This window comes from Azorhizobium sp. AG788, assembly GCF_004364705.1.
Taxonomy (GTDB): domain Bacteria; phylum Pseudomonadota; class Alphaproteobacteria; order Rhizobiales; family Xanthobacteraceae; genus Azorhizobium; species Azorhizobium caulinodans.
Genome location: NZ_SOBM01000003.1, coordinates 48,032 through 68,319 on the forward strand (window position 1 = coordinate 48,032; position 20,288 = coordinate 68,319).

Genomic DNA, 20,288 nt, shown 5'->3' on the forward strand with positions numbered 1-20,288 from the left:
CTCACCCCTTGCGAAAGCGCGGATGGCAGAAGGCCAGAAGGATAAGGGCGAGCGGCAGCGTCAGGTGGTCGGCGACGGCGCCGGGTGGGGTCGCGGTCGTTTCCAGCACCCGATAGGTGGCGACCAGCATGCGACCTGCATATTCTGCCGCCATGAGCAGCAGCAGGAGCGGGATGAGCCCGCGATAACGGATCAGCGCCACCACATAGACGAGGCCCATCAGCAACTGCGACAGCCCCCACAAGGCGAAGACGAAGATAATCGTGCTGGCGGCGGCCGCCGGATAGGTGGAGAGCGGAATGTGCGCCACCGACTGGGCGCCGCCATCGGGCGCGAACATGTGGAAGAGGCTGCGGCCAAGCGTGACCAGCGTGAGCGCGACGAAGATCCAGACCACCGCCGGATGGCCGGGGAAGCTGTTGTCGAGGCGCTTGGGCAATATCCAGTCCATCACCGTCTCGTCCTTCGGCTGGAGACGGCGTGATCCTATTACCGCCGGGCGGAGAGTTGAAGCACCACGCGCTCGGTGATGGCCTGTGCCATGCCGGCGTTGCGACGGGCGGCCAGCACCGCTTCGTCCACAAGCAGGATGGCCCGGAGACACCGCTCGGCATTGAGGCTGCGCAGCGCCCGCTCCAGCTTGGGCTTGCGGGAGAAATGCACCATGGGCCGCGCCTGATCGATGACCCGATCCGCCGGCGTGCCGGCCTGCACCTGCAAGGCCATCTGGTGCAGCGAAGAGAGCGCCCGCAACAGCGCACCGAGCACCGCGTCGGGGCGGGTCGCCGCGCCCCAGGCCTTGGCAAGCGCGGCGGTCGCCTCCACCGCCTGTCCGGCGAGGGTGGAATCCACCACATCATCCAGCGCCAGCGCGGACGCATCGCCGACGATGACGCGCACATCCTCAAGCGTCACCCGCCCCTGCCCCTGCGCATAGAGCGCGAGCTTGGCGATCTCGCCGCGCGAGGCGAGGCGGTCGCCGCCGATGAGGGAAACGAGGAGTTCCTTGGCGTCGCGGTCGATGGCAAGGCCCGCCTCTGAGAGCATGGTGTCCACCAGCTTGCCGAGATCGCGGTCGCCGTCCGCATAACAGGGAATGGCAAGCGCCTTGGGGGAGGCCTCGCACAGGGTGCGCAGGGGCGCGCCCTTCTTGAGGTCGCCCGCCTCCACCACCACCAGCGTCGAGCCGCCCACCTCCAGCACAGGCTCCAGCGCCGGCACGAAGTTTCGCGAGCCCGCCCGCACCCAGACCACGCGTTCGCCGCCGAACAGGCCGACGGTCTGCGTCTCGTCGATGAGCCGCTGGGGATCGCCCGAAAGTTCGTCCCCCTCCAGCCGCACCACGGCGAAGGGGTCGGCCACATCGGGCACCACGCGCTTCACCAGCCCCGCCGCGCGCTCGCGCACGAGGCCCATGTCGGGGCCGAAGATCAGGACGACGGCGTGGCGCGGATCGCGCCGCGCCAGCGCCGTATCGGCATCGCCGGCGCGGACCGCGACCATGGGCTCAGGTGCCCGGGGGCTTTGCCGCCGGCGCGGCGGGGGCCGCCGGGGGCGCCGGCGGGTTGATGAAGTAGGCGGCGAGCTGCGCGCGGATCTGCTCGACCACCATGCGGGCGGCGCGGCTCTCCGCGTCGCGAGTGGCACGCCAGTTGGCGAAGCGCTGCTCGCTCACGTCGATGGAGGCACTGCCGGAGGACTTGCCCTGCAGGACCGGAGGCTTGGTCTCCTCGCCCGCCCGCACCACGCGCCAGTTGGCGGTGACATGGATGATACGGTTCTGCGGCAGGCCAGACGTCGTATCGACGATGGAAGACGCCGAATTGGTCACCACCGTGATGAACATCTTGTAGGGCGCGCCGACCGGGTTTCCGGCCCCGCCCGTGAGCTCGAAGATGAGATCGTTGCGCAGGTCGTTGCCGAGCTTGCCTTCGATCTTCACGATCTCGACCTGGCGCATCATCTCGACCAGCGGCTGGCCGGCGGGCGTGACCGTCTTCTCCGCATACATGGGCTGGAAGCAGCCCGCGAGCGCGAGCGTCGCACCGCCCGCGAGGGCGAGGCGCAGGAGGGTCCGTCGGGCGGGGATGGGGGCGTCAGGCGACGACATTCACGATCCTCTGTGGCACGACGATGATACGCTTGGGCGCCTTGCCGTCGAGGGCCCGGCGCACGCTTTCCATTTCGAGAACAGCAGCTTCCACCTCGGCGGCGGTCGCGTCGCGCGGCACCGTGATGTCGTCGCGCTTCTTGCCGTTGATCTGGATCGGCAGCGTGATGGTGTTCTCCACCAGCAGCTCCGGCTCCGCCTTGGGCCACGCCGCCTCGGCGAGCAGGGTGTCATAGCCGAGCGCGGCCCAGCACTCCTCCGCCAGATGCGGCACCATCGGGCCGACCACCCGCGTCACGATCTCCGCCGCCTCGCGCAGGGCGAAGGCGAGGTCCGCCGGCACGGGGCTGGCGGTGCGGGCGCTCGCGATGGCCTGTCCGAAGGCATTGGCGAACTCGTGCACATGGGCCACCGCCACGTTGAAGCGCAGGCGCTCCACGTCATCGGCCACCTGATGGGCCAAGCCATGGGCGGCGCGGCGCAGCGCGGTCGCGGCGGCATCGAAGCTCGCGGGCTTGTCCGCGCCCTTCGGCGCGCCCAGCTCGATGGCTTCCTGCACCTGACGCCAGACGCGCTGCACGAAGCGCCACGCGCCCTCGATGCCCGACTGCGTCCACTCGCTGTCACGCTCGGGCGGGGTATCGGAGAGCATGAACCAGCGGCCGGCGTCCACGCCATAGGTGTCCACCACCACTTCCGGCGGCACCACATTCTTCTTGGACTTGGACATCTTCTCCGGCGGGCCGACGGTCACGGGCGAGCCGTCGTCCAGCTTCTCCGCCTTGCCGTCGCCGAGGAGCTTCACCTCCTCCGGGAACAGCCAGCGGCCGTCCTTATCCTTATAGGTCTCGTGGACGATCATGCCCTGCGTGAACAGGCCGGCGAAGGGCTCCGCCACATCCACGCGGCCGCAGGCCTTCAGCGCCCGCGTGAAGAAGCGCGAATAGAGCAGATGCAGGATCGCGTGTTCGATGCCGCCGATATACTGGTCCACCGGCAGCCAGTGGCGCACGGCATCCTTGTCCAGGGGCTTGTCGGGATTGTCGCTGGCGTAGCGCAGGAAGTACCAGGACGAATCCACGAAGGTGTCCATGGTGTCCGTCTCGCGACGGGCCGGGGCCCCGCACTTCGGGCACGGCACGTCGCGCCACGCCTTGGCGCGGTCCAGCGGATTGCCGGGCCGGTCGAAGGTCACCTCGTCGGGCAGTTCCACCGGCAGCTGTTCGCGGGGCACCGCCACCGGGCCGCAGCTGTCGCAATGGATGATCGGGATCGGGCAGCCCCAGTAGCGCTGGCGCGAGATGCCCCAGTCGCGCAGGCGGAAGTTCACCTTGCGCGTGCCCTGCGGCTGCTCGCCGACGCGGAAGCGCTCCAGGCGCCGGGCCACCTGCTCCTTGGCGTCCGCGATTGAGAGGCCGTCGAGGAACTGCGAATTGTAAAGCGTGCCCTCGCCGTCATAGGCCTCGCTGCCCACCGTAAAGACAGCCGGATCAGCGCCCGGCGGCAGCACCACCGGCGTGACGGAGAGGCCGTACTTGCGGGCAAAGTCGAGGTCGCGCTGGTCGTGAGCCGGGCAGCCGAAGATGGCGCCTGTGCCGTAGTCCATGAGCACGAAGTTGGCCACATAGACGGGCACCGTGCGGGCAGGGTCCAGCGGATGGACCACCGTGAGCCCGGTGTCGAAGCCCTTCTTCTCCTGCGTCTCGATGGCCTCGGCCGAGGTGCCGCCGGTCTTGCAGTCGGCCACGAAGGCGGCGAGGTCCGGCCGGGTGGCGGCGAGATGCTGGGTCAGCGGATGGTCGGGCGAGAGCGCGAGGAAGGAGGCGCCGAACAGGGTGTCCGGGCGGGTCGTATAGACCTTCACCGCCGACGTTCCGGCCGCCGCCACCGAGCCCTTGGAGAGTTCGAACAGGACTTCGAGGCCCTCGGACCGGCCGATCCAGTTGCGCTGCATGAGGCGCACCTTGTCCGGCCAGCGGTCGAGCGTGTCGATTGCGTCCAGAAGTTCCTGCGCGAAGGCGGTGATGCGGAAGAACCACTGGTTCAGCTTGCGCCGCTCCACCACCGCGCCCGAGCGCCAGCCGCGCCCGTCGATCACCTGCTCGTTGGCGAGCACGGTGTTGTCCACCGGATCCCAGTTGACCTCGCTCTCCTTGCGGTAGGCGAGGTCATTCTCGAACAGGTCGAGGAACAGGCGCTGCTGCTCGGCATAATAGGAGGGGTCGCAGGTGGCGACCTCGCGATTCCAGTCGAGCGAGAGACCGAGCAGCTGGAGCTGCTCCTTCATCGAGGCGATGTTCTCGTAGGTCCAGCTCTTGGGATGGATGCCGCGCTCGATAGCGGCATTCTCCGCCGGCAGGCCGAACGAATCCCAGCCCATGGGATGGAGCACGTTGAAGCCCTGCATGCGCTTGTAGCGCGCGAGCACGTCGCCCATCACATAGTTGCGGCCATGGCCGATGTGGATGCGCCCCGACGGATAGGGGAACATCTCCATAACGAAGAATTTCGGGCGCGGATCGTCGTTGCGGGTGCGGAAGATGCCGCGCTCGTTCCAGATGGCCTGCCAACGGGGTTCCGCGTCGCGCGCGTTATAACGATCTGTGCTCATGTCCGGGAATGCTGATCTCAAACGAGCGCGGACTAGGGCAGAAAGCGGCGCACGGGTCAACCGTCCGCTCCCCCGCCGTGACCTTCGCCGTGGCAGGCCGGCGCCCTGTGCATGGCTTCCGCCGGGGCGCAGGTGCAGCATCTTGAGCCCTGCCCTGCTTGCATCGCCGGAAGGCATCGTCCATCAACGCTATGAACCATCCATCCCACACGCGGGATGGGACGGGACGGCAGCGCGCCGCCCCGCTGACCGGCTCACACAGAACGAGGTGCGGCATGGCTGTAATCGGACGTTGGACCCCGCTGGCGCTCATTCCCGCGCTCCTGGTCCCGATGTCCGCGGCCCATGCGGCCGGCGATGCGGGCTTCAGCGGCGTCGGCCTTTCCCCGCTCTGGGGCGTGCCGTTCGCCGGCATGCTGCTCTCCATCGCTTTGTTTCCGCTGCTGGCGAGCCATTTCTGGCACCATCATTACGGCAAGGTCGCCCTGTTCTGGGGCCTCGCCTTCGTGGTGCCCTTCACCCTCGTCTATGGCCCCAACGTCACCACCCACGAGGTGGTCCATGCGGCGCTGCTGGAATACATCCCCTTCATCGTGCTGCTGGCCGCCCTGTTCACCGTCTCGGGCGGCATTCTGGTGGCCGGGCGCATCAAGGGCGGACCGGTCACCAACACGGCGATCCTCGCGCTCGGCACCGTGCTCGCCAGCCTCATCGGCACCACCGGCGCCTCCATGGTGCTCATCCGCCCGCTGCTGCGCGCCAATGAGGGGCGCAAGCACAACGTGCACACGGTGGTCTTCTTCATCTTCCTGGTGTCGAACATCGGCGGCTCGCTGACGCCGCTGGGCGATCCCCCGCTCTTTCTCGGCTTCCTGAAGGGCGTGAGCTTCTTCTGGACCACCACGCATCTTTTCCACGACACGGCTGTCGTCGCCGGCATCCTGCTGGTGGTCTATTTCATCATGGAGAGCCTCCTCCACGCCCGCGAGGACAAGACCGCCGCGCCGGTGGAAGAAGGCAGCGGGCGCATCGAGCTGCGCGGCCTCCAGAACGTGCCGCTGCTCATCGCCATCATCGGTGCCATCCTGCTCAGCGCTTTGTGGAAGCCCGGCATCGTCTTCGACGTCTACGGCACCCGCGTGGAACTCCAGTGGATCGTGCGCGACGTGCTTCTCGTGCTGGTGGCACTGATTTCGCTCGGCATCACGCCCAAGCTGGTGCGCGAGCGCAACGGCTTCGACTGGGAGCCGATCCTTGAGGTGGGCAAGCTGTTCGCCGCCATCTTCCTCACCATCATTCCGGTGATCGCCATCCTGAAGGCGGGCACCAGCGGCGCCTTCGCGCCGCTCGTCGATCTGGTGACGACCCCGGACGGCAAGCCCGTCAACGTCGCCTATTTCTGGCTCACCGGCATCCTGTCATCCTTCCTCGACAATGCGCCCACCTATCTCGTCTTCTTCAACCTCGCCGGAGGCGATGCCCACCAGCTCATGGGGCCGATGGCGGTGACGCTGGAAGCCATCTCGGCGGGCGCGGTGTTCATGGGCGCGATGACGTATATCGGCAACGCGCCGAACTTCATGGTGCTCTCCATCGCCCGCCACCGCGGCGTGAAGATGCCGAGCTTCTTCGGCTACATGGCCTGGTCGATCATCTTCCTGCTGCCCTGCTTCGCCCTGCTGACCTGGCTCTATTTCATCTGAGGGCGGAAAAGCTGCCGAACAAAAAAGGCCGGCGCGTCGCGCCGGCCTTCTGCATTCCGGAATGACCCGATCTCACGCCACGCAGGAGAGAAAGCCGTTTTCCAGCTTCTCGGTGGGCAGGTGGCGGCCGATGAAGACGATGCGGCTCACCTGGGGCTCGTCCGGCTTCCACGGGCGCTGGTGGTCGCCGTCGAGGATCATGTGCACGCCCTGGAAGACGAAGCGGTCCGGATCGTCCTTGAAGGCGAGGATACCCTTGGAGCGCAGGATGTTCGCGCCGTCGGTCGCCACCACGTTCTGCACCCAGGGGAAGAACTTGTCGGGGTCCAGCAGCTTGTCGGTGGAGAAGGAGACCGACTGCATCTCCTCGTCGTGATAGTGCTTCAGCCCGCCGTGGCTGTGACCATGGTGATGGTCGTGCCCATGGTCATGGTGGTGGCCATGATCGTGATGGTGGTGGTCGTGGCCGCAGTCCGGGCCGCAGGTGTGGTCATGGTCGTGGTCCTCACCCTCTTCGAGGAAGGCGGGCTCCAGCGCCAGGATGCGGTCGAGGTCGAAGGCGCCCTGGTTCAGCACCTTCTCGATCTCGATCTGCGACTTCTGCGTCCGGTAGAGCCGGGCATAGGGATTGATGCCGCGGATGCGGCCCTCCACCTCGGCGAGTTCGTCGGCACTCACGAGATCCGTCTTGTTGAGCAGGATCACGTCCGCGAAGGCGATCTGGTTCTTCGCCTCGGGCGCGTCCTTCAGGCGGTCGCTCAGCCACTTGGCGTCGGCCACGGTCACGACCGCGTCGAGCTTGGTCTTCGCGCCCACTTCCTCGTCCACGAAGAAGGTCTGGGCCACCGGGGCCGGATCGGCAAGGCCGGTGGTCTCGACGATGATGCCGTCGAACTGGCCCTTGCGACGTAGCAGACCGTCGATGATGCGGATGAGGTCGCCGCGCACGGTGCAGCAGATGCAGCCGTTGTTCATCTCGAACACTTCCTCGTCGGCGCCCACCACGAGGTCGTTGTCGATGCCGATCTCGCCGAACTCGTTGACGATGACGGCGTATTTCTTCCCGTGGGGCTCGGAGAGGATGCGGTTGAGCAAGGTGGTCTTGCCCGCCCCCAGATAGCCGGTGAGCACAGTCACGGGGATTTTTTCAGAGCCGGTCTCAGCCATGGGGTCTCCTGTGCGGGCCGCTGCCCGCGCATGCAACGGCGACCGCACCCCTTCCGGATACGGCCGCCGCACGTCAGAACATCCCGGCGCCGGAGCGCCGGATCACAGCCGCAAGGTCACTTGGTCAGCGCCCCCGAGAGCTGGCGGATATTGTATCGCACGAGGTCGATGTAGGTGCTCGCAGGGCCGTTGTCACGGGACAGGGCATCAGAATAAAGCGTGCCGCCGACGATGGCGCCGCTTTCCTTGCCGAGCCGCTCGATCAGGCGCGGGTTGGTGACATTCTCAAGGAACACCGCCGGAATGTGCTGTTCCTTGATCTGGCGGATGATCTTGCCCACGTCCTTGGCCGAGGCCTCGCTCTCCGTGGACACGCCTTCCGGTGCCAGCAGCTTCAGACCATAGGCATCACCGAAATAGCCGAAGGCGTCGTGGGAGGTGATGATGCGGCGGTTGGCCTCGGGAATGGAGGCCATGGCCGCCTTCACTTCGCTCTCCAGCTGGTCGAGCTTGGCGAGATAAGCGGCAGCATTGGCGGTGTAGACATCCTTGCCGGCCGGGTCGGCGGCGATCAGGCCGTCGCGGACGTTCGCCACATAGACCTTGGCATTGGCCACCGACTGCCAGGCGTGCGGGTCGATGGGGCCGTGGTCGTGGCCGGCGTCCGCCTTCTTGCCCTTGGGGCCGTGATCGTCGTCGTCCTGCGGCTCGTCCTTGCTGCGCTCCCGCGGCGTGATGCCCTTTGTGGCCACCACCACGGTCGCCTTGGTGCCGGAGGCCTTCACGAGGCGGTCCATCCAGCCCTCGAAGCCGAGGCCGTTGACGAAGATCACCTTGGCGCCGGCCAGCTTCTTCGCGTCGTTCGGGGTCGGCTGATAGACGTGCGTGTCGGCATTGGGGCCGACGATGGTGCTGAGCGCGATGCGGTCGCCGCCCACGTTCTTCACGAAATCGCCGAGGATGGAGAAGGAGGCGACCACCGGCAGCTTGGCGGCGGGCGCCGGCGACTGGGCAAGCGCCGGGGTTGCGCCGAGCACGAGTGCCGCGGCGAGCAGGGTACGACGGGACAGCATGGAAAGGCTCCGTTATGCCTCGAGATGACGACGTGGCATGAGGCGGGAGAGCACGCCTCCCGCCGGTCCGAAGACGACCGAGACCGCATAGGCGGCACCGGCCACCAGGATGATCGCGGGGCCGGAGGGGGCGCCCACATAATAGGAAATCAGCAGCCCCGCGACGCCGGCCACGAAGGCGATGACGGTCGCCACCACCACCAGCGCGGTGAGATCACGCACCCAGAAGCGGGCGGTGGCGGCCGGCAGCATCATCAGACCCACGGACAGGAGCGTGCCCAGCGCATGGAAGCCGCCCACGAGGTTCATCACCACGAGGGCGAGGAAGATGATGTGGCTCACCCCGCCCGCCCGGCTCACCGAGGCGAGGAAGGTGGGGTCCACGCATTCCAGCACCAGCGGCCGCCAGATGAACGCCAGCGTCACCAGCGTCAGCGAGGCGATGCCCGCCACCAGCAGAAGGGTCGGATCATCGAGACCCAGCACCGTACCGAACAGCACGTGCAGCAGGTCCACGTTGGAGCCCTTGAGCGAGACGATCATCACGCCCAACGCCAGCGAGACCAGATAGAAGGCCGCCATGGAGGCGTCCTCCTTGATCTCGGTCGCCCGTGCCACGACGCCGGCACCCACGGCGACCAGAAGACCCGCGGCGAGGCCGCCGATGGTCATGGCCGCGAGATCGAGGCCGGAGACCAGAAAGCCGATGGCGGCTCCCGGCAGAATGGCGTGTGCCATTGCGTCGCCGGTCAGGCTCATTCGACGCAACATGAGGAAAACGCCCACCGGCCCCGCTCCGAGCGAGAGGGCGAATATGCCCACCAGCGCCCGACGCATGAACTCGAATTCGACGAACGGCGAGACCAGCAGATCGTAAGGGGTCACGCGGCCGCCTCGCACGGCTGTGCCGTCTCGTCCCAGGCCTCGCCCATGCGGCGGGCCTTCAGCAGATTCTCAGGCGCCAGCGCCTCCGCCGTCGGTCCCCACGCCACGGCCGAGCGGGCGAGCAGCAGGGTCTGCGGGAAGTGCGCCCGCACCAGATCGAAATCGTGCAGCACGGCGAGCACCGTGCGCTTCTCGCCATGCCAGCGGCGGACCAGATCAAGCAGGTCCGACATGGTCTTGGCGTCGAGCGCGGTGAAGGGCTCGTCGAGAAGGATCAGGCGGGCGTCCTGCAGCAGCAGACGGGCAAAGAGCGTGCGCTGCATCTGGCCGCCGGAGAGCGTGCCGATGGGGCGGTTCTCGAAGCCTTCGAGCCCGACGGCGGCGATGGCCTCGCCGATGCGGGCACGGTCCGCGCGGCCGATGCCGCCGAACAGGCCGGCGCGGCGCCACAGGCCCATGGCAACCATGTCATAGACATGGATGGGGAAGGAGCGGTCGATCTCCGCGCTCTGCGGCAGATAGGCGATGTCGCGGGGATCGAGGCCGGCACGGTCGATGGAACCGTGAAGCGGACGCAGGGCGCCGGAAATGGCCTTCATGAGGGTGGACTTGCCGGCACCGTTGGGCCCGCAGACCGCCAGAAGCGCGCCTTCCTCCACCACGCCATCCAGGTGATGGACGGCCGGGTGGCGCTCATAGCCGAGGGTGAGATCGCGGAAGCGCAGTTGTACGCTCATGACTGCAACACCAGAAGAACGCCGGCCCACATCACCGCGCCCAGCGCCACCGCCACGCCCAGCCGGACGCCCAGGGAGGCGCGCAGGGCCGAGCCGCCCACGCGCACGTCCGGCCGCGGCCGGCGGGGCGGGGGAGAGGCGTGGGAATGGGACCGGGACATGGCAACTCCGATTTCCCGATTAGAGATACAGAGTATCATTACCCCTGTCCACCCCGGACCGCAGCCTCTGCCGTGCGAAAAATGCAGGGCCCGTGCGCGTTTGCGCGACCTCGGCCGCCTTCCGCAGGGGCGCCAACGGGTCTCCGCCTGAGCCGCCCAGCCTCCCAAGCGAGCCCGGCTTCCACGCCCCTGCCCTGCCGCTTTGCCCTCGACAGCGGCGGCGGGCTGGGCTTCAAAGGGCCATCCGCGCGAACCGGGCACCGGCGCGCGTCGTTGAAGATCGGGCCGCGCCTCAGGCGGCCGATGAGGGAGATGCGTTCATGAGCCAGTCCAACCCGCTTCCGCTGATCGCCCGCGCCCCGGTGATCCCCGTGGTGGTGATCGAGCGCCTGGAAGATGCGGTGCCGCTGGCGCGCGCGCTGGTGGAAGGCGGCCTGCCGCTCATCGAGGTGACGCTCCGCACCCCCGTGGCGCTGCGCGCCATGAGCCTGATCGCCGCCGAAGTGGAAGGCGCCATCGTGGGCGCCGGCACCGTCACCGACCGCTCCCAGATCGAGGCGGTGGTGGAAGCGGGCGCGACCTATATCGTCACCCCCGGCACGACGCCCGCGCTCGCGCAGGCGCTGGCCGAGGCGCCGGTCCCCGTGCTGCCCGGCTGCGCCACCGCGAGCGAAGCCATGGCGCTCGACGCGCTGGGCTTCAAGGTGCTGAAGTTCTTCCCGGCCGAGCCCTCGGGCGGCGCGCCCTTCCTGAAGGGTCTGGCCGGCCCGCTGCCCGCTTTGCGCTTCTGCCCCACCGGCGGCATCGGCCCCTCCAACGCCCCCGACTATCTGGCCCTGCCGAACGTCGTCGCCGTCGGCGGCTCGTGGGTGGTGCCGGGCGATGCCATCAAGGCCGGCAATTTCGAGAAGGTCCGTGAACTCTCGGCGGCTGCTGCGAAGCTCCCGCGCGCGGCCAAGTTCGACTGAGCAGGCGCTGAACCGGGCGGCATTGCCGCCCGGCATGTCCCCCTCAGTGCGACGCCACGCCCTCGTGGGCGGCGCGGGGGATGATGGCGCCGCGATGCATGATGACGCGACCGGCCAGCGCATGGCCGGCGCGGGCGGCGTCCACCGGAGTGGCACCCTTGAGGCGGGCGGCGAGATAGCCGGCGTTGAAGCTGTCGCCGGCGCCGGTGGTGTCCACGGGCTGCACCTCGCGCTCCACGGGCACGAAGACGGTCTGCCCCTCGGCATGGACATAGGCGCCGCCGGGACCGTTCTTCACCACCACTTCCTTCACGCCATAGGTGGTGATGCGGGCGATGGTCGCCTCGGGCGAGGCGTCGCCCCACAGCATCACTTCATCCTCGAAAGTGGGCAGGGCCATGGAGGCGCGCTTCAGCGCCTCGGAGAACACCATGCGGGCGCGGGCGAGATCGCCGCCCCAGCCGCGCGGGCGGAAATTGCCGTCGAACACCCGCCACGCGCCCCGCTCGCCGGCGAGTTCCAGCATCGCGAGGAAGCGGCCGAGGCCGGCGTTGGAGTAAAGCGACAGCGTGATGCCGGAGAAATAGACCGCCTGTGCGGCGACCAGATGCTCGGCCACATCCTGCCAGCCCTCCAGCTCGAACAGGGAGCGGGCGGGGGCGCTGTCGCGCCAGTAATGGAAGGTGCGCTCGCCCTTGTCGTCGGTGGTGATGAGATAGAGGCCCGGCACGCGGCCCTTCACCTCGACGATGGCGCCGGTGGAGAGATTTTCGCTGCGGGCGAGATCGACGATCTGGGCGGAGAAGACGTCATCGCCGAGCGCGGTGGCATAAGCGGTCTCGATGCCGGCGCGGGCGAGATAGACGGCGGTGTTGAACGTGTCGCCGCCGAAGGACTGGCCGTAGCGGCCGTCATTGCCGCGCGCCAGTTCCACCATCACCTCACCCACCGAAACCACCTTGGCCATGTGCGCTTCCTCATTCTGACGCAGGCACCTTTGGGCCAAGCCGCCGCCCGGCGCAAGGCCGGGCGGAAAGGTCGGGACGTGTCGGCGTCAGTCGAGCCGGGGCGTCGTCGGGTCGGTCCAGGTTGCGGGGTGGAAACCCTCGCCCTCCAGCGCCGCCATCTTCGCGGCCAGCACGGGCGGCACGACGGGCTTGGGATAGCGGGCCGCGAGATCGCGGGCCCGGCGGGCGTTGTTCTCAATGAGGCAGAGCGCCCGCTGCTCGAAATTGCCGATGCCCCGCGGCCCCTCGAAGGGCGCGACGCTCTGGCAGTCCAGATTGCGGAACAGCAGGAAGCGCGACTGCGCCTCGTCGAGCTGCCCCTTCCAGCGGTTGCGCTGCACGGCGGCAAGGTCGGTGCGCCCCTCCACCACCGCCATGGCGGCCTCGAAGGCGGCGGTCACCTCCCGCTCGCTCAGGGCCGCCGCCTCGGAGAGGCAGCGGCTGTAGTCGGGCGCGGGCATCCGGCCGGCGCAAGGGTTTGGCTCGCGCCAGGGCCTCTCCTGCGCGCCCGCCGGGGCGGCGGCGAGGAGGAACAGCCCGGCGCCAAGGCGCGCCAGCGTCCGGCCGGCGCGCGCCATTCAGGCGACCTTGCGCTCGGAGAGGAACGCTCCCATGCGCTCCAGCGCGCGGGCGATGTTCTCCGCCGAATTGGCATAGGAGAGGCGGATATAGCCCTCCCCATGAACGCCGAAGTCCGGCCCGCCGATGGTCGCGACGCCCGCGTCCTCCAGCAGCGCGGAGGCCAGCGCCTTGGCCGAGGCCCAGCCGGTGCGGGAGACATTCGGGAAGGCGTAAAAGGCGCCCTTGGGCGTGGCGCAGGTGACGCCGGGCAGCGCGTTGAGCCCTTCCACCACCAGCTTCCGGCGCCTGTCGAACTCCGCGAGCATGGCCGCCACCGGCTCCTGCGGGCCTTCCAGCGCCGCGATGCCGGCATACTGGGTCGCGGCATTGACGCACGACCAGGCGTTCACCGAGAGCTTGCGCACCTTGTCGTAGAGCGCCTTCGGCCAGATGGAATAGCCGAGCCGCCAGCCCGTCATGGCATAGGTCTTCGACCAGCCGTTGAGCAGGATGAGGCGGTCGCGGATCTCGGGGTAAGCCAGCAGCGTCTGGTGGTGCTCGCCGTCGAACAGGAACTGGTCGTAGATCTCGTCCGACATCAGCGCCACATGCGGATGGTCGGCGAGGCCCTTTACCAGCTTGTCGATCTCGGCCTTGGGCGTCACGCCGCCGGTGGGGTTGGCGGGCGAATTGATGATGAGAAGGCGCGTCTTCGGCGTGATCAGCGCCAGCGTCTCTTCCGCCGAGAAGGCAAAGCCGTTCTCCTCGCGGATCGGCACCGGGACCGGCGTCGCGCCCGTGTACTCGATCATGGAGCGGTAGATGGGGAAGCCGGGGTCCGGATAGAGGATTTCCGCGCCCGGCTCGCCGAACAGCAGGATGGCCGCATACATGGTGACCTTGCCGCCGGGCATGATCATCACGAGGCCGGGATCCACCTCCACGTCGAACCGCTTGTGCAGATCGCGCGCCACCGCCTCGCGCAGCGGCTGGATGCCGACCGAGGGCGTATAGCCGTGCTGGCCGTCCTTCAGCGCCTTGATGGCGGCCTCGACGATATGCTCGGGCGTGCGGAAATCCGGCTGGCCGATGCCGAGATTGATGATGTCGCGCCCTTGGGCCGCAAGCGTCGTGGCGCGCGCCAGCACGGCAAAGGCATTTTCCTCGCCGATGCGGTCGAAGGCGGCAACGGTGGTCAGCATGGCGTTCTCCTCGGGCCGGCTTTGGCCGGAACCCATTCCCTGTCCTCGTGTTGTCCGGGTGAGCTGGGGGCTTCCGGGCGCGCCGCATGAACGGGCCGCGCCCCGAACCGATACCATCCCGACACAGGAAAAAGGAGAGACCCCATGGCCAATCGTCTCGATGGACGCAAGGTCGCCGTCCTCGTCGCCGACGGGTTCGAACAGGTGGAACTCACCGAGCCGGTGAAGGCCCTCAAGGAGGCCGGCGCGCAGGTGAAGATCGTGAGCCCCATGAAGGGCCAGGTGCAGGGCGTCAACCACGACAAGAAGGGCGACGCCATCCCCGTGGACCAGCCGCTGGACGGCGCCAATGCGGGTGATTTCGACGCGCTGCTGCTGCCCGGCGGCGTCATGAATCCGGACACGCTGCGCATCAATGACAAGGCCATCGCCTTCACGCGCGCCTTCTTCGAGGCCGGCAAGCCGGTCGCGGCCATCTGCCATGGCCCGCAGTTGCTGATTTCCGCAGGCCTCGTGAAGGGGCGCAAGATGACCGGCTACAGCGCCATCCAGGTGGACCTCGCCAATGCGGGCGCGCAGGTGTCCGACACCGAGGTCATCGTGGATCAGGGCCTCGTGACCAGCCGCAACCCGAAGGACATTCCCGCCTTCAATGCCAAGATGGTGGAGGAGTTCGCGGAAGGGCGTCATCGCGGCCAGCGGGTCGCTGCGGAATAGCCCCGCGACGGTCTGGCATACAACCATACGACACGCCCCGGTCCCAAAGACCGGGGCGCATTGTTTGCGGTATATTTTTGGCCGTTTTTCAGAAGCTGTCAGTTACCGCTTGAATAAAAAGCCTTCGGCGTGTTCAGCTTTGGACGTTCCGTGCGGGAACGTGGAAAGGGACCGGCCTCAGCGAGGCCAAAACGCAACGGGTGTCCCATGGCCGGGCATTTGCGTCGCATCTCCGCGTGCCTGCTGCTCGGACTCCTCCTCTGGGCCGGGCTCGATGTCCGCTTGGGCGAGACGGCGGTGCGGGCGCAGGATTTTCCCAAGCGCGCGATCACGCTCGTGGTGCCCCGCCCTGCCGGCGGCATGAGCGAACGGCTGGCCGAGCTTCTCGCTCCCCCCTTGTCCCGCGCCTTCGGCGTTCCGGTGAACATCCGCCTCATGCCGGGCGACATGGGGGGCGAGGGCGCCCGCTACGTGGTTGCCGCCCCGGCGGACGGCTATACGCTGATGGTCGCCCCCAGTACGCTGCTGCTGTTCGACCCCACCACCCTGCCCAATCTCGGCTTCGTGCCTGACCGCGATCTCGATCCGGTGCTTCTGGCCATCCGCATGCCGACGGTGCTGGTGGTGCAGCCTGCGGTCGCGGCCCGTTCCCTCTCCGAACTGGAAGCGGAAATCCGGGCGAAGCCGGACCTGGTGTTCGGCGCGTCCGCCAAGGGCTCCATCAACGATCTGCTGGCCGCCGAGATGTTCCGGCGCGCCCGGATGCCGCGCAACATCACCTATCTCGGCGGCGGCGGCGCGGTCGAGGCAGCCCTGCTGAAGGGCCAGGTCCAGGCCTCGTTCCAGGAGGCCTCCATCTCCGCGGACGATATCGACCGCGCCCTCGTGCGGGCGCTCGCCATCACCGGCGACGAGCGCTCCCCTCGCCTCCCCGGCGTGCCGACATTTGCCGAACTCGGCGCGCCGGAGATGAACGTCTTCACCTGGCAGGCCGTGGTGGCGCCCGCCGGGCTGAAGGAAGATGTCCGGGCGGCGCTGGAAAACGGTCTGAAGACCGCGCTGCTTGATCGCACCGTCGTCACGGCCATGCAGGCCATCGGCGCGGAAGTGGTGGCCGCCGGCTCCCGGCAGCTCTCCCGCGTGCTGACCGAGGAGCGCGTGCGCTGGCGCGAGCTCGGCACGGCCGATCCCTATTCCGCCACCACGCGCTGAGCGCGCCGCGCGGCGTTTCATCCCGCCGCCTCCCGGTTTTGCCCCTTCCCCTTGAGCGCCGCGCGCTCAAGAATGGGCCGCCGCCGTCCGTGCGGCCCGCGGGCCATCACTGGCCCGTCTCCGGCAACAAATCAGGAAACGCCATGCCTCAGGAAGCGATGCCGCGGAACGCCTTCAAGCGCGCCATCCACGCCGGCCGTCAGCAGATCGGCCTCTGGTGCTCGATCCCGAGCCCGTTCACGGTGGAAGTGCTGGCCGGCTCCGGCTTCGACTGGCTGCTGCTCGACACCGAGCACGCTCCCGCCGACATTCCCGAAATCTTCGCCCAACTCCAGGCCACGGCCGGCGGCAGCGCCAGCCCGGTGGTCCGTGTCCCATCCAACGATCCCGTGGCGATCAAGCGGGCGCTCGACGCCGGCGCCCAGAGCCTGCTCATGCCCATGGTGCAGACGGCGGAGGAAGCCCGCGCCGCCGTGGCCGCCACCCGCTATCCGCCGGAGGGCATCCGGGGCTTTGCCGGCATGAGCCGCGCCACCCGCTTCGGCCGGGTGAAGGACTATTTCAAGCAGGCCCATGACGAGACCTGCGTGCTCGTTCAGGTGGAGAGCGCGCAGGCGCTCGACAATCTGGAAGCCATCTGCGCGGTGGAAGGCATCGACGGCGTCTTTATCGGCCCCGGTGATCTCTCCGCCAGCCTCGGCTTTCTCGACGGACAGGGCGCACCGGAAATGGTGAAGCTCATCGAGGAGACGCTCCACCGCATCGTCGCCGCCGGCAACCGGCCCGGCATCCTCACCGCCGACCGGACGCTCGCCCGCCGCTACATGGCGGCCGGCAGCGTCTTCACCGCCGTGGATATCGACCTCGCCTTGCTGGTGCGCCAGACGGAAGCGCTGGCGGCCGAGTTCAAGGCCGGCTGAGAGCGGAGCACGCCATGAGCACCGATACCTTCAAGGCCATCGTCGCCCGCAAGGCCGAGGGCGGCCAGAGCGTGGCGCTGGAGCAGGCGGACGAGAGCCTGCTGCCCGCCGCCGACGTCACCGTGGACGTGGCCTGGTCCACGCTGAACTACAAGGACGGCCTCGCGCTGAAGGGGCTGGGACGCATCCTGCGCACCTTCCCCATGGCACCGGGCATCGATTTTTCCGGTACCGTGCGCACCAGCGACAGCCCGGAGTTCAAGCCGGGCGATCAGGTGATCCTCACCGGCTGGGGCGTGGGCGAAACCTGGTCCGGCGGCTTCTCCGCGCGGGCTCGGGCCAGGTCCGAATGGCTGGTGAAGCTGCCCGAGGGCATGAGCCCCCGGCAGGCCATGGCCATCGGCACCGCCGGCTTCACCGCCATGCTGTGCGTGATGGCGCTGGAACGCCACGGCATCGAGGCCGGTGGCGAGGTGCTGGTGACGGGTGCGGCTGGCGGCGTCGGCAGCATCGCCGTGCGGCTGCTCTCGCGGCTCGGCTACCGTGTGGTGGCGCTCACCGGCCGTCCGGAGGAGGCCGGCTTCCTGACCGGTCTCGGCGCTTCGGAAATCCTTGATCGCACGGTGCTTCAGGCGCCCGGCAAGCCGATGCAGTCGGAGCGCTGGGCGGGTGTCGTCGATACGGTGGGCGGCACCATCCTCGCCAATGCCATCGCCGCGACCAAGGCGGAGGGTGCGGTCGCCGCCTGCGGCCTTGCGGGCGGCACGGACCTGCCCACAACTGTCCTTCCCTTCATCCTGCGCGGCGTCTGCCTGCTCGGCGTCAATTCCGTGGACGCCCCCATGGCCCGCCGGCAGGAAGCCTGGGCGCGCCTTGCCCGCGAACTGACCCCCGCCGATCTCGACGGGCTGACGCAGGAAGTGGCTCTGGAGGACGTGCTCGGTCTCGCCGACGACATCCTCGCCGGCAAGGTCCGCGGCCGCACGGTGGTGCGGATCTGAGGGGCCTGCCTCCTTACGCGGTTGCAGGAGGAAGTAAGTCAGCGGCAACGGAGCGCCTCGCCACAGAGGTCACAAAGATTGGAAGCCGTCTTACCCCCCTCCCTGCCCTCCCCCTCAAGGGGGGAGGGTCTTCCCGCACGCTGGGCGGAAGCGTTCCGATCGAGCGCCATAGCCCCCCTCCCCCCTTGTGGGGGAGGGCTGGGGAGGGGGGTAATAGCCTCTCCATTCAAACCCGGCTCTGATCTTCTTTCGGAGCGAGAACAGCCCCTCAGCCCTTCAGCTCGTTCATCAGCATGTCGAGCACGCGGCGCAGGCGATCGATGTCCTGCGGGCGGGAGAGGCGGTGGTCACCGTCCTTGATCAGCGAGAACACCACGTCGTCCTCCGCAAGGCAGGTGACGAGATGCATCGCGTGGCGCCACGGCACGTCCGCGTCCTGCGCACCCTGAAGGATGCGCACCGGGCAGCCCACCGAGAAAGGCGCGCCGAGCACCAGGTTGTGCCGGCCGTCCTCGATCAGCGCGCGGGTGATGACATAGGGCCCGCCGTCATATTGCGTCGGGCGCTCGAAGCGGCCCTTGGCCATGATCTCTTCCTTTACCGCCTCCGGGAAGGTCGCCCACATGAGGGCCTCGGTGAAATCGGGCGCCGGGGCGATGAGGACGAGGGCGGCGAGCCGCTTCACCCCCTCCGCCGCCAGCGCGCGGGCCAGCAGCAAGGCGATCCAGCCGCCCATGGACGAGCCGACGAGCACCTGCGGGCCGTCCGTGCTGTCGAAGACGGCGCGCGCCTCCTTGGCCCAGCGGGAGATGGTGCCGTCCTCGAAGGCCCCGCCCGAAGCACCATGGCCGGAATAATCGAAGCGCAGATATTCATGGCCCCGCTCGCCGGCCCAGTCAGCCAGCGCCTGCGCCTTGGTGCCGGTCATGTCGGAGCGGAAGCCGCCCAGCCAGATGACGCCCGGCCCCTGCCCCGGAACGCGGCGGGTGGCGATCTCGATGCCATCGACGGACAGATGCCCGGAGGTCTCCTCGGCCATAATGTTCTCCTTCTTGTCTCAAGCCGCGAAGGTGGCGAAATAGCGCGCGATCAGCCGCTCATAGATGGCGGTCAAGGCAGTGAGATCGGCGACGGGGGTCGCCTCGTTCACCATGTGCATGGTCTGCCCGACGAGGCCGAATTCAACCACCGGGCACAGCGACTTGATGAAGCGCGCATCCGACGTGCCACCGGTGGTGGACATCTGCGGCCGCTGCCCGGTCACGTCCGCCACCGCGTCCAGCACCGTCTCCACGAACGGGCCCGGCGCGGTGAGAAAGCTCTCGCTCGCCCCATCGCGGAACGTCAGGACATAGGGCTCGCCCGCCGTGTCGAGCCGCCGGGCGATCTCCGCCTTGAGGCTTTCGAGGCTGTAGAGGTCATTGTAGCGCACGTTGAACTTGGCGGTCGCGGCACCGGGAATGACGTTGTAGGCGGTGTTGCCCACGTCCACGCTGATGACCTCGAGGTTCGAGGGCGGAAAATGCGCGGAGCCGTTGTCGAGCGGCGCCGCCGTCAGCGCCGTCAGGAGCCGCACGAGGCGCGGCACCGGATTGTCGGCGAGGTGCGGATAGGCCACGTGGCCCTGCCGGCCCTCCACGGTGATGAGGCCGGAGAGACTGCCGCGCCGGCCGATCTTCACCATATCGCCCAGCGCATTGGGATTGGTGGGCTCGCCCACGATGCAGTGGTCGATGACCTCGCCCTTGGCGGCGAGCCAGTCCACGACCTTGGCGGTGCCGTCGATGGAGGGGCCTTCCTCATCGCCGGTGATGAGGAAGGAGAGGCTGCCCTGCGCCGGCGCGCCATAAGCCAGCGCCGCCGCGAGGAAGGCCGCCACCGCCCCCTTCATGTCCACCGCCCCCCGCCCGTAGAGCACGCCGTCCTCCACTGCGCCGGAGAAGGGGCCGTGCCGCCAGGACGCCGCATCGCCCGGCGGCACCACGTCCACATGGCCGGCGAAGCAGAGATTGGGCGAGGCCGTACCGATGCGGGCATAGAGATTGTCCACCGGCACGCCGGCCGTAGAGAAGACCAGCCGTTCCACATGGTAGCCCGCCGCCTTCAGCGCATCGGCCACCACGTCCAGCGCCTGCCCGGCGTCGGGCGTCACGGACGGGGCCTGAATCAGGGCCTTGGCGAAGGCAAGCGCCTGTTCGGAAACGGCGGTGGAAGCGGCAGCGTCGGTCACGGAAGGCCTCGGTCACGGTCGCA

Annotated in this window: 20 protein-coding genes; 6 read left to right on the top strand and 14 right to left on the bottom strand. The window is 68.4% G+C overall.

Going from position 1 to position 20,288, the window contains the following annotated elements; all coding sequences use genetic code 11:
- Nucleotide 1: 1 nt before the first annotated feature.
- Genes DFO45_RS07950 through leuS form a run of 4 tightly spaced genes read right to left on the bottom strand, consistent with a single transcriptional unit; the run spans nucleotide 2 to nucleotide 4,721 of the window.
- Nucleotides 2–451, bottom strand: coding sequence for a hypothetical protein (locus DFO45_RS07950; protein WP_133864471.1), 450 nt, complete (start codon nucleotides 449–451; stop codon nucleotides 2–4).
- 38 nt (nucleotides 452–489) lie between these two features.
- Nucleotides 490–1,503, bottom strand: a complete 1,014-nt coding sequence (holA, locus tag DFO45_RS07955; protein ID WP_012169100.1) for a DNA polymerase III subunit delta — start codon at nucleotides 1,501–1,503, stop codon at nucleotides 490–492.
- Nucleotides 1,504–1,507: 4 nt separating this feature from the next.
- Nucleotides 1,508–2,110, bottom strand: coding sequence for an LPS assembly lipoprotein LptE (gene lptE, locus DFO45_RS07960; RefSeq protein WP_052285836.1), 603 nt, complete (start codon nucleotides 2,108–2,110; stop codon nucleotides 1,508–1,510).
- Entirely contained in the window at nucleotides 2,097–4,721 is a 2,625-nt protein-coding gene (gene leuS, locus DFO45_RS07965) for a leucine--tRNA ligase (RefSeq protein WP_133864472.1), read from the bottom strand. Before leuS ends, lptE begins: the two co-directional genes overlap by 14 nt.
- 332 nt (nucleotides 4,722–5,053) lie before the next feature.
- Here leuS and DFO45_RS07970 point away from each other — a divergent pair, with 332 nt between their 5' ends.
- Nucleotides 5,054–6,424 carry a sodium:proton antiporter gene (locus DFO45_RS07970; RefSeq protein WP_133864821.1) on the top strand — a complete coding sequence of 457 codons (1,371 nt, stop codon included), beginning with the start codon at nucleotides 5,054–5,056 and terminating at the stop codon, nucleotides 6,422–6,424.
- Nucleotides 6,425–6,496: 72 nt separating this feature from the next.
- On the opposite strand, the gene DFO45_RS07975 is transcribed toward DFO45_RS07970, so the two are convergent.
- The 5 genes from DFO45_RS07975 to DFO45_RS24905 form a co-directional block, all read right to left on the bottom strand.
- Nucleotides 6,497–7,591, bottom strand: a complete 1,095-nt coding sequence (locus DFO45_RS07975; RefSeq protein ID WP_133864473.1) for a GTP-binding protein — start codon at nucleotides 7,589–7,591, stop codon at nucleotides 6,497–6,499.
- A 116-nt stretch (nucleotides 7,592–7,707) separates the two neighbouring features.
- The gene (locus DFO45_RS07980; RefSeq protein WP_133864474.1) at nucleotides 7,708–8,664 is read right to left on the bottom strand and encodes a metal ABC transporter substrate-binding protein; all 957 of its coding nucleotides are present in this window, start codon (nucleotides 8,662–8,664) and stop codon (nucleotides 7,708–7,710) included.
- Nucleotides 8,665–8,676: 12 nt separating this feature from the next.
- Entirely contained in the window at nucleotides 8,677–9,501 is an 825-nt protein-coding gene (locus tag DFO45_RS07985) for a metal ABC transporter permease (RefSeq protein WP_043879954.1), read from the bottom strand.
- A 44-nt stretch (nucleotides 9,502–9,545) separates the two neighbouring features.
- On the bottom strand, nucleotides 9,546–10,286 hold the full coding sequence (gene aztA / locus DFO45_RS07990) for a zinc ABC transporter ATP-binding protein AztA (protein WP_012169093.1): 741 nt from the start codon (nucleotides 10,284–10,286) through the stop codon (nucleotides 9,546–9,548).
- Entirely contained in the window at nucleotides 10,283–10,447 is a 165-nt protein-coding gene (locus DFO45_RS24905) for a hypothetical protein (protein ID WP_158304093.1), read from the bottom strand. Before DFO45_RS24905 ends, aztA begins: the two co-directional genes overlap by 4 nt.
- Before the next feature lie 320 nt (nucleotides 10,448–10,767).
- Here DFO45_RS24905 and eda point away from each other — a divergent pair, with 320 nt between their 5' ends.
- Nucleotides 10,768–11,415: a bifunctional 4-hydroxy-2-oxoglutarate aldolase/2-dehydro-3-deoxy-phosphogluconate aldolase gene (eda, locus tag DFO45_RS07995; RefSeq protein WP_133864475.1), complete on the top strand. Its 648-nt coding sequence runs from the start codon at nucleotides 10,768–10,770 to the stop codon at nucleotides 11,413–11,415.
- A 43-nt stretch (nucleotides 11,416–11,458) separates the two neighbouring features.
- Here eda and DFO45_RS08000 read toward each other — a convergent pair whose 3' ends face one another.
- The 3 genes from DFO45_RS08000 to DFO45_RS08010 form a co-directional block, all read right to left on the bottom strand.
- Nucleotides 11,459–12,382, bottom strand: a complete 924-nt coding sequence (locus DFO45_RS08000; RefSeq protein ID WP_133864476.1) for a sugar kinase — start codon at nucleotides 12,380–12,382, stop codon at nucleotides 11,459–11,461.
- 87 nt (nucleotides 12,383–12,469) lie between these two features.
- Nucleotides 12,470–13,000, bottom strand: a complete 531-nt coding sequence (locus DFO45_RS08005; protein ID WP_133864477.1) for a lysozyme inhibitor LprI family protein — start codon at nucleotides 12,998–13,000, stop codon at nucleotides 12,470–12,472.
- On the bottom strand, nucleotides 13,001–14,185 hold the full coding sequence (locus tag DFO45_RS08010; RefSeq protein WP_133864478.1) for a pyridoxal phosphate-dependent aminotransferase: 1,185 nt from the start codon (nucleotides 14,183–14,185) through the stop codon (nucleotides 13,001–13,003).
- A 144-nt stretch (nucleotides 14,186–14,329) separates the two neighbouring features.
- Here DFO45_RS08010 and DFO45_RS08015 point away from each other — a divergent pair, with 144 nt between their 5' ends.
- The 4 genes from DFO45_RS08015 (at nucleotide 14,330) to DFO45_RS08030 (ending at nucleotide 18,035) form a co-directional block, all read left to right on the top strand.
- Nucleotides 14,330–14,902 (top strand): type 1 glutamine amidotransferase domain-containing protein, encoded by a 573-nt coding sequence (locus tag DFO45_RS08015; protein ID WP_012169088.1) that lies wholly within the window; start codon nucleotides 14,330–14,332, stop codon nucleotides 14,900–14,902.
- A gap of 207 nt (nucleotides 14,903–15,109) precedes the next feature.
- Complete coding sequence (locus DFO45_RS08020) at nucleotides 15,110–16,114, top strand: tripartite tricarboxylate transporter substrate binding protein (RefSeq protein ID WP_133864479.1); 1,005 nt, start codon at nucleotides 15,110–15,112, stop codon at nucleotides 16,112–16,114.
- 143 nt (nucleotides 16,115–16,257) lie between these two features.
- Nucleotides 16,258–17,034, top strand: a complete 777-nt coding sequence (locus DFO45_RS08025; protein WP_245517990.1) for an HpcH/HpaI aldolase/citrate lyase family protein — start codon at nucleotides 16,258–16,260, stop codon at nucleotides 17,032–17,034.
- Between the two features lie 14 nt (nucleotides 17,035–17,048).
- Entirely contained in the window at nucleotides 17,049–18,035 is a 987-nt protein-coding gene (locus tag DFO45_RS08030) for an MDR family oxidoreductase (RefSeq protein ID WP_133864480.1), read from the top strand.
- Nucleotides 18,036–18,303: 268 nt separating this feature from the next.
- Here the strand turns inward: DFO45_RS08030 and DFO45_RS08035 are convergent, their stop codons facing one another.
- Both DFO45_RS08035 and dapE read right to left on the bottom strand, forming a co-directional pair.
- Nucleotides 18,304–19,074, bottom strand: coding sequence for an alpha/beta hydrolase (locus tag DFO45_RS08035; protein ID WP_012169084.1), 771 nt, complete (start codon nucleotides 19,072–19,074; stop codon nucleotides 18,304–18,306).
- A gap of 18 nt (nucleotides 19,075–19,092) precedes the next feature.
- Nucleotides 19,093–20,265: a succinyl-diaminopimelate desuccinylase gene (gene dapE, locus DFO45_RS08040; protein ID WP_133864481.1), complete on the bottom strand. Its 1,173-nt coding sequence runs from the start codon at nucleotides 20,263–20,265 to the stop codon at nucleotides 19,093–19,095.
- Between the last annotated feature and the right edge of the window lie 23 nt (nucleotides 20,266–20,288).

Bases quoted from the DNA above. Each gene is read 5' to 3' on its own strand.
- DFO45_RS07950 (WP_133864471.1), bottom strand. From the start codon at position 451: ATGGACTGGATATTGCCCAAGCGCCTCGACAACAGCTTCCCCGGCCAT.
- holA (WP_012169100.1), bottom strand. From the start codon at position 1,503: ATGGTCGCGGTCCGCGCCGGCGATGCCGATACGGCGCTGGCGCGGCGC.
- lptE (WP_052285836.1), bottom strand. From the start codon at position 2,110: ATGTCGTCGCCTGACGCCCCCATCCCCGCCCGACGGACCCTCCTGCGC.
- leuS (WP_133864472.1), bottom strand. From the start codon at position 4,721: ATGAGCACAGATCGTTATAACGCGCGCGACGCGGAACCCCGTTGGCAG.
- DFO45_RS07970 (WP_133864821.1), top strand. From the start codon at position 5,054: ATGTCCGCGGCCCATGCGGCCGGCGATGCGGGCTTCAGCGGCGTCGGC.
- DFO45_RS07975 (WP_133864473.1), bottom strand. From the start codon at position 7,591: ATGGCTGAGACCGGCTCTGAAAAAATCCCCGTGACTGTGCTCACCGGC.
- DFO45_RS07980 (WP_133864474.1), bottom strand. From the start codon at position 8,664: ATGCTGTCCCGTCGTACCCTGCTCGCCGCGGCACTCGTGCTCGGCGCA.
- DFO45_RS07985 (WP_043879954.1), bottom strand. From the start codon at position 9,501: ATGCGTCGGGCGCTGGTGGGCATATTCGCCCTCTCGCTCGGAGCGGGG.
- aztA (WP_012169093.1), bottom strand. From the start codon at position 10,286: ATGAGCGTACAACTGCGCTTCCGCGATCTCACCCTCGGCTATGAGCGC.
- DFO45_RS24905 (WP_158304093.1), bottom strand. From the start codon at position 10,447: ATGTCCCGGTCCCATTCCCACGCCTCTCCCCCGCCCCGCCGGCCGCGG.
- eda (WP_133864475.1), top strand. From the start codon at position 10,768: ATGAGCCAGTCCAACCCGCTTCCGCTGATCGCCCGCGCCCCGGTGATC.
- DFO45_RS08000 (WP_133864476.1), bottom strand. From the start codon at position 12,382: ATGGCCAAGGTGGTTTCGGTGGGTGAGGTGATGGTGGAACTGGCGCGC.
- DFO45_RS08005 (WP_133864477.1), bottom strand. From the start codon at position 13,000: ATGGCGCGCGCCGGCCGGACGCTGGCGCGCCTTGGCGCCGGGCTGTTC.
- DFO45_RS08010 (WP_133864478.1), bottom strand. From the start codon at position 14,185: ATGCTGACCACCGTTGCCGCCTTCGACCGCATCGGCGAGGAAAATGCC.
- DFO45_RS08015 (WP_012169088.1), top strand. From the start codon at position 14,330: ATGGCCAATCGTCTCGATGGACGCAAGGTCGCCGTCCTCGTCGCCGAC.
- DFO45_RS08020 (WP_133864479.1), top strand. From the start codon at position 15,110: ATGGCCGGGCATTTGCGTCGCATCTCCGCGTGCCTGCTGCTCGGACTC.
- DFO45_RS08025 (WP_245517990.1), top strand. From the start codon at position 16,258: ATGCCTCAGGAAGCGATGCCGCGGAACGCCTTCAAGCGCGCCATCCAC.
- DFO45_RS08030 (WP_133864480.1), top strand. From the start codon at position 17,049: ATGAGCACCGATACCTTCAAGGCCATCGTCGCCCGCAAGGCCGAGGGC.
- DFO45_RS08035 (WP_012169084.1), bottom strand. From the start codon at position 19,074: ATGGCCGAGGAGACCTCCGGGCATCTGTCCGTCGATGGCATCGAGATC.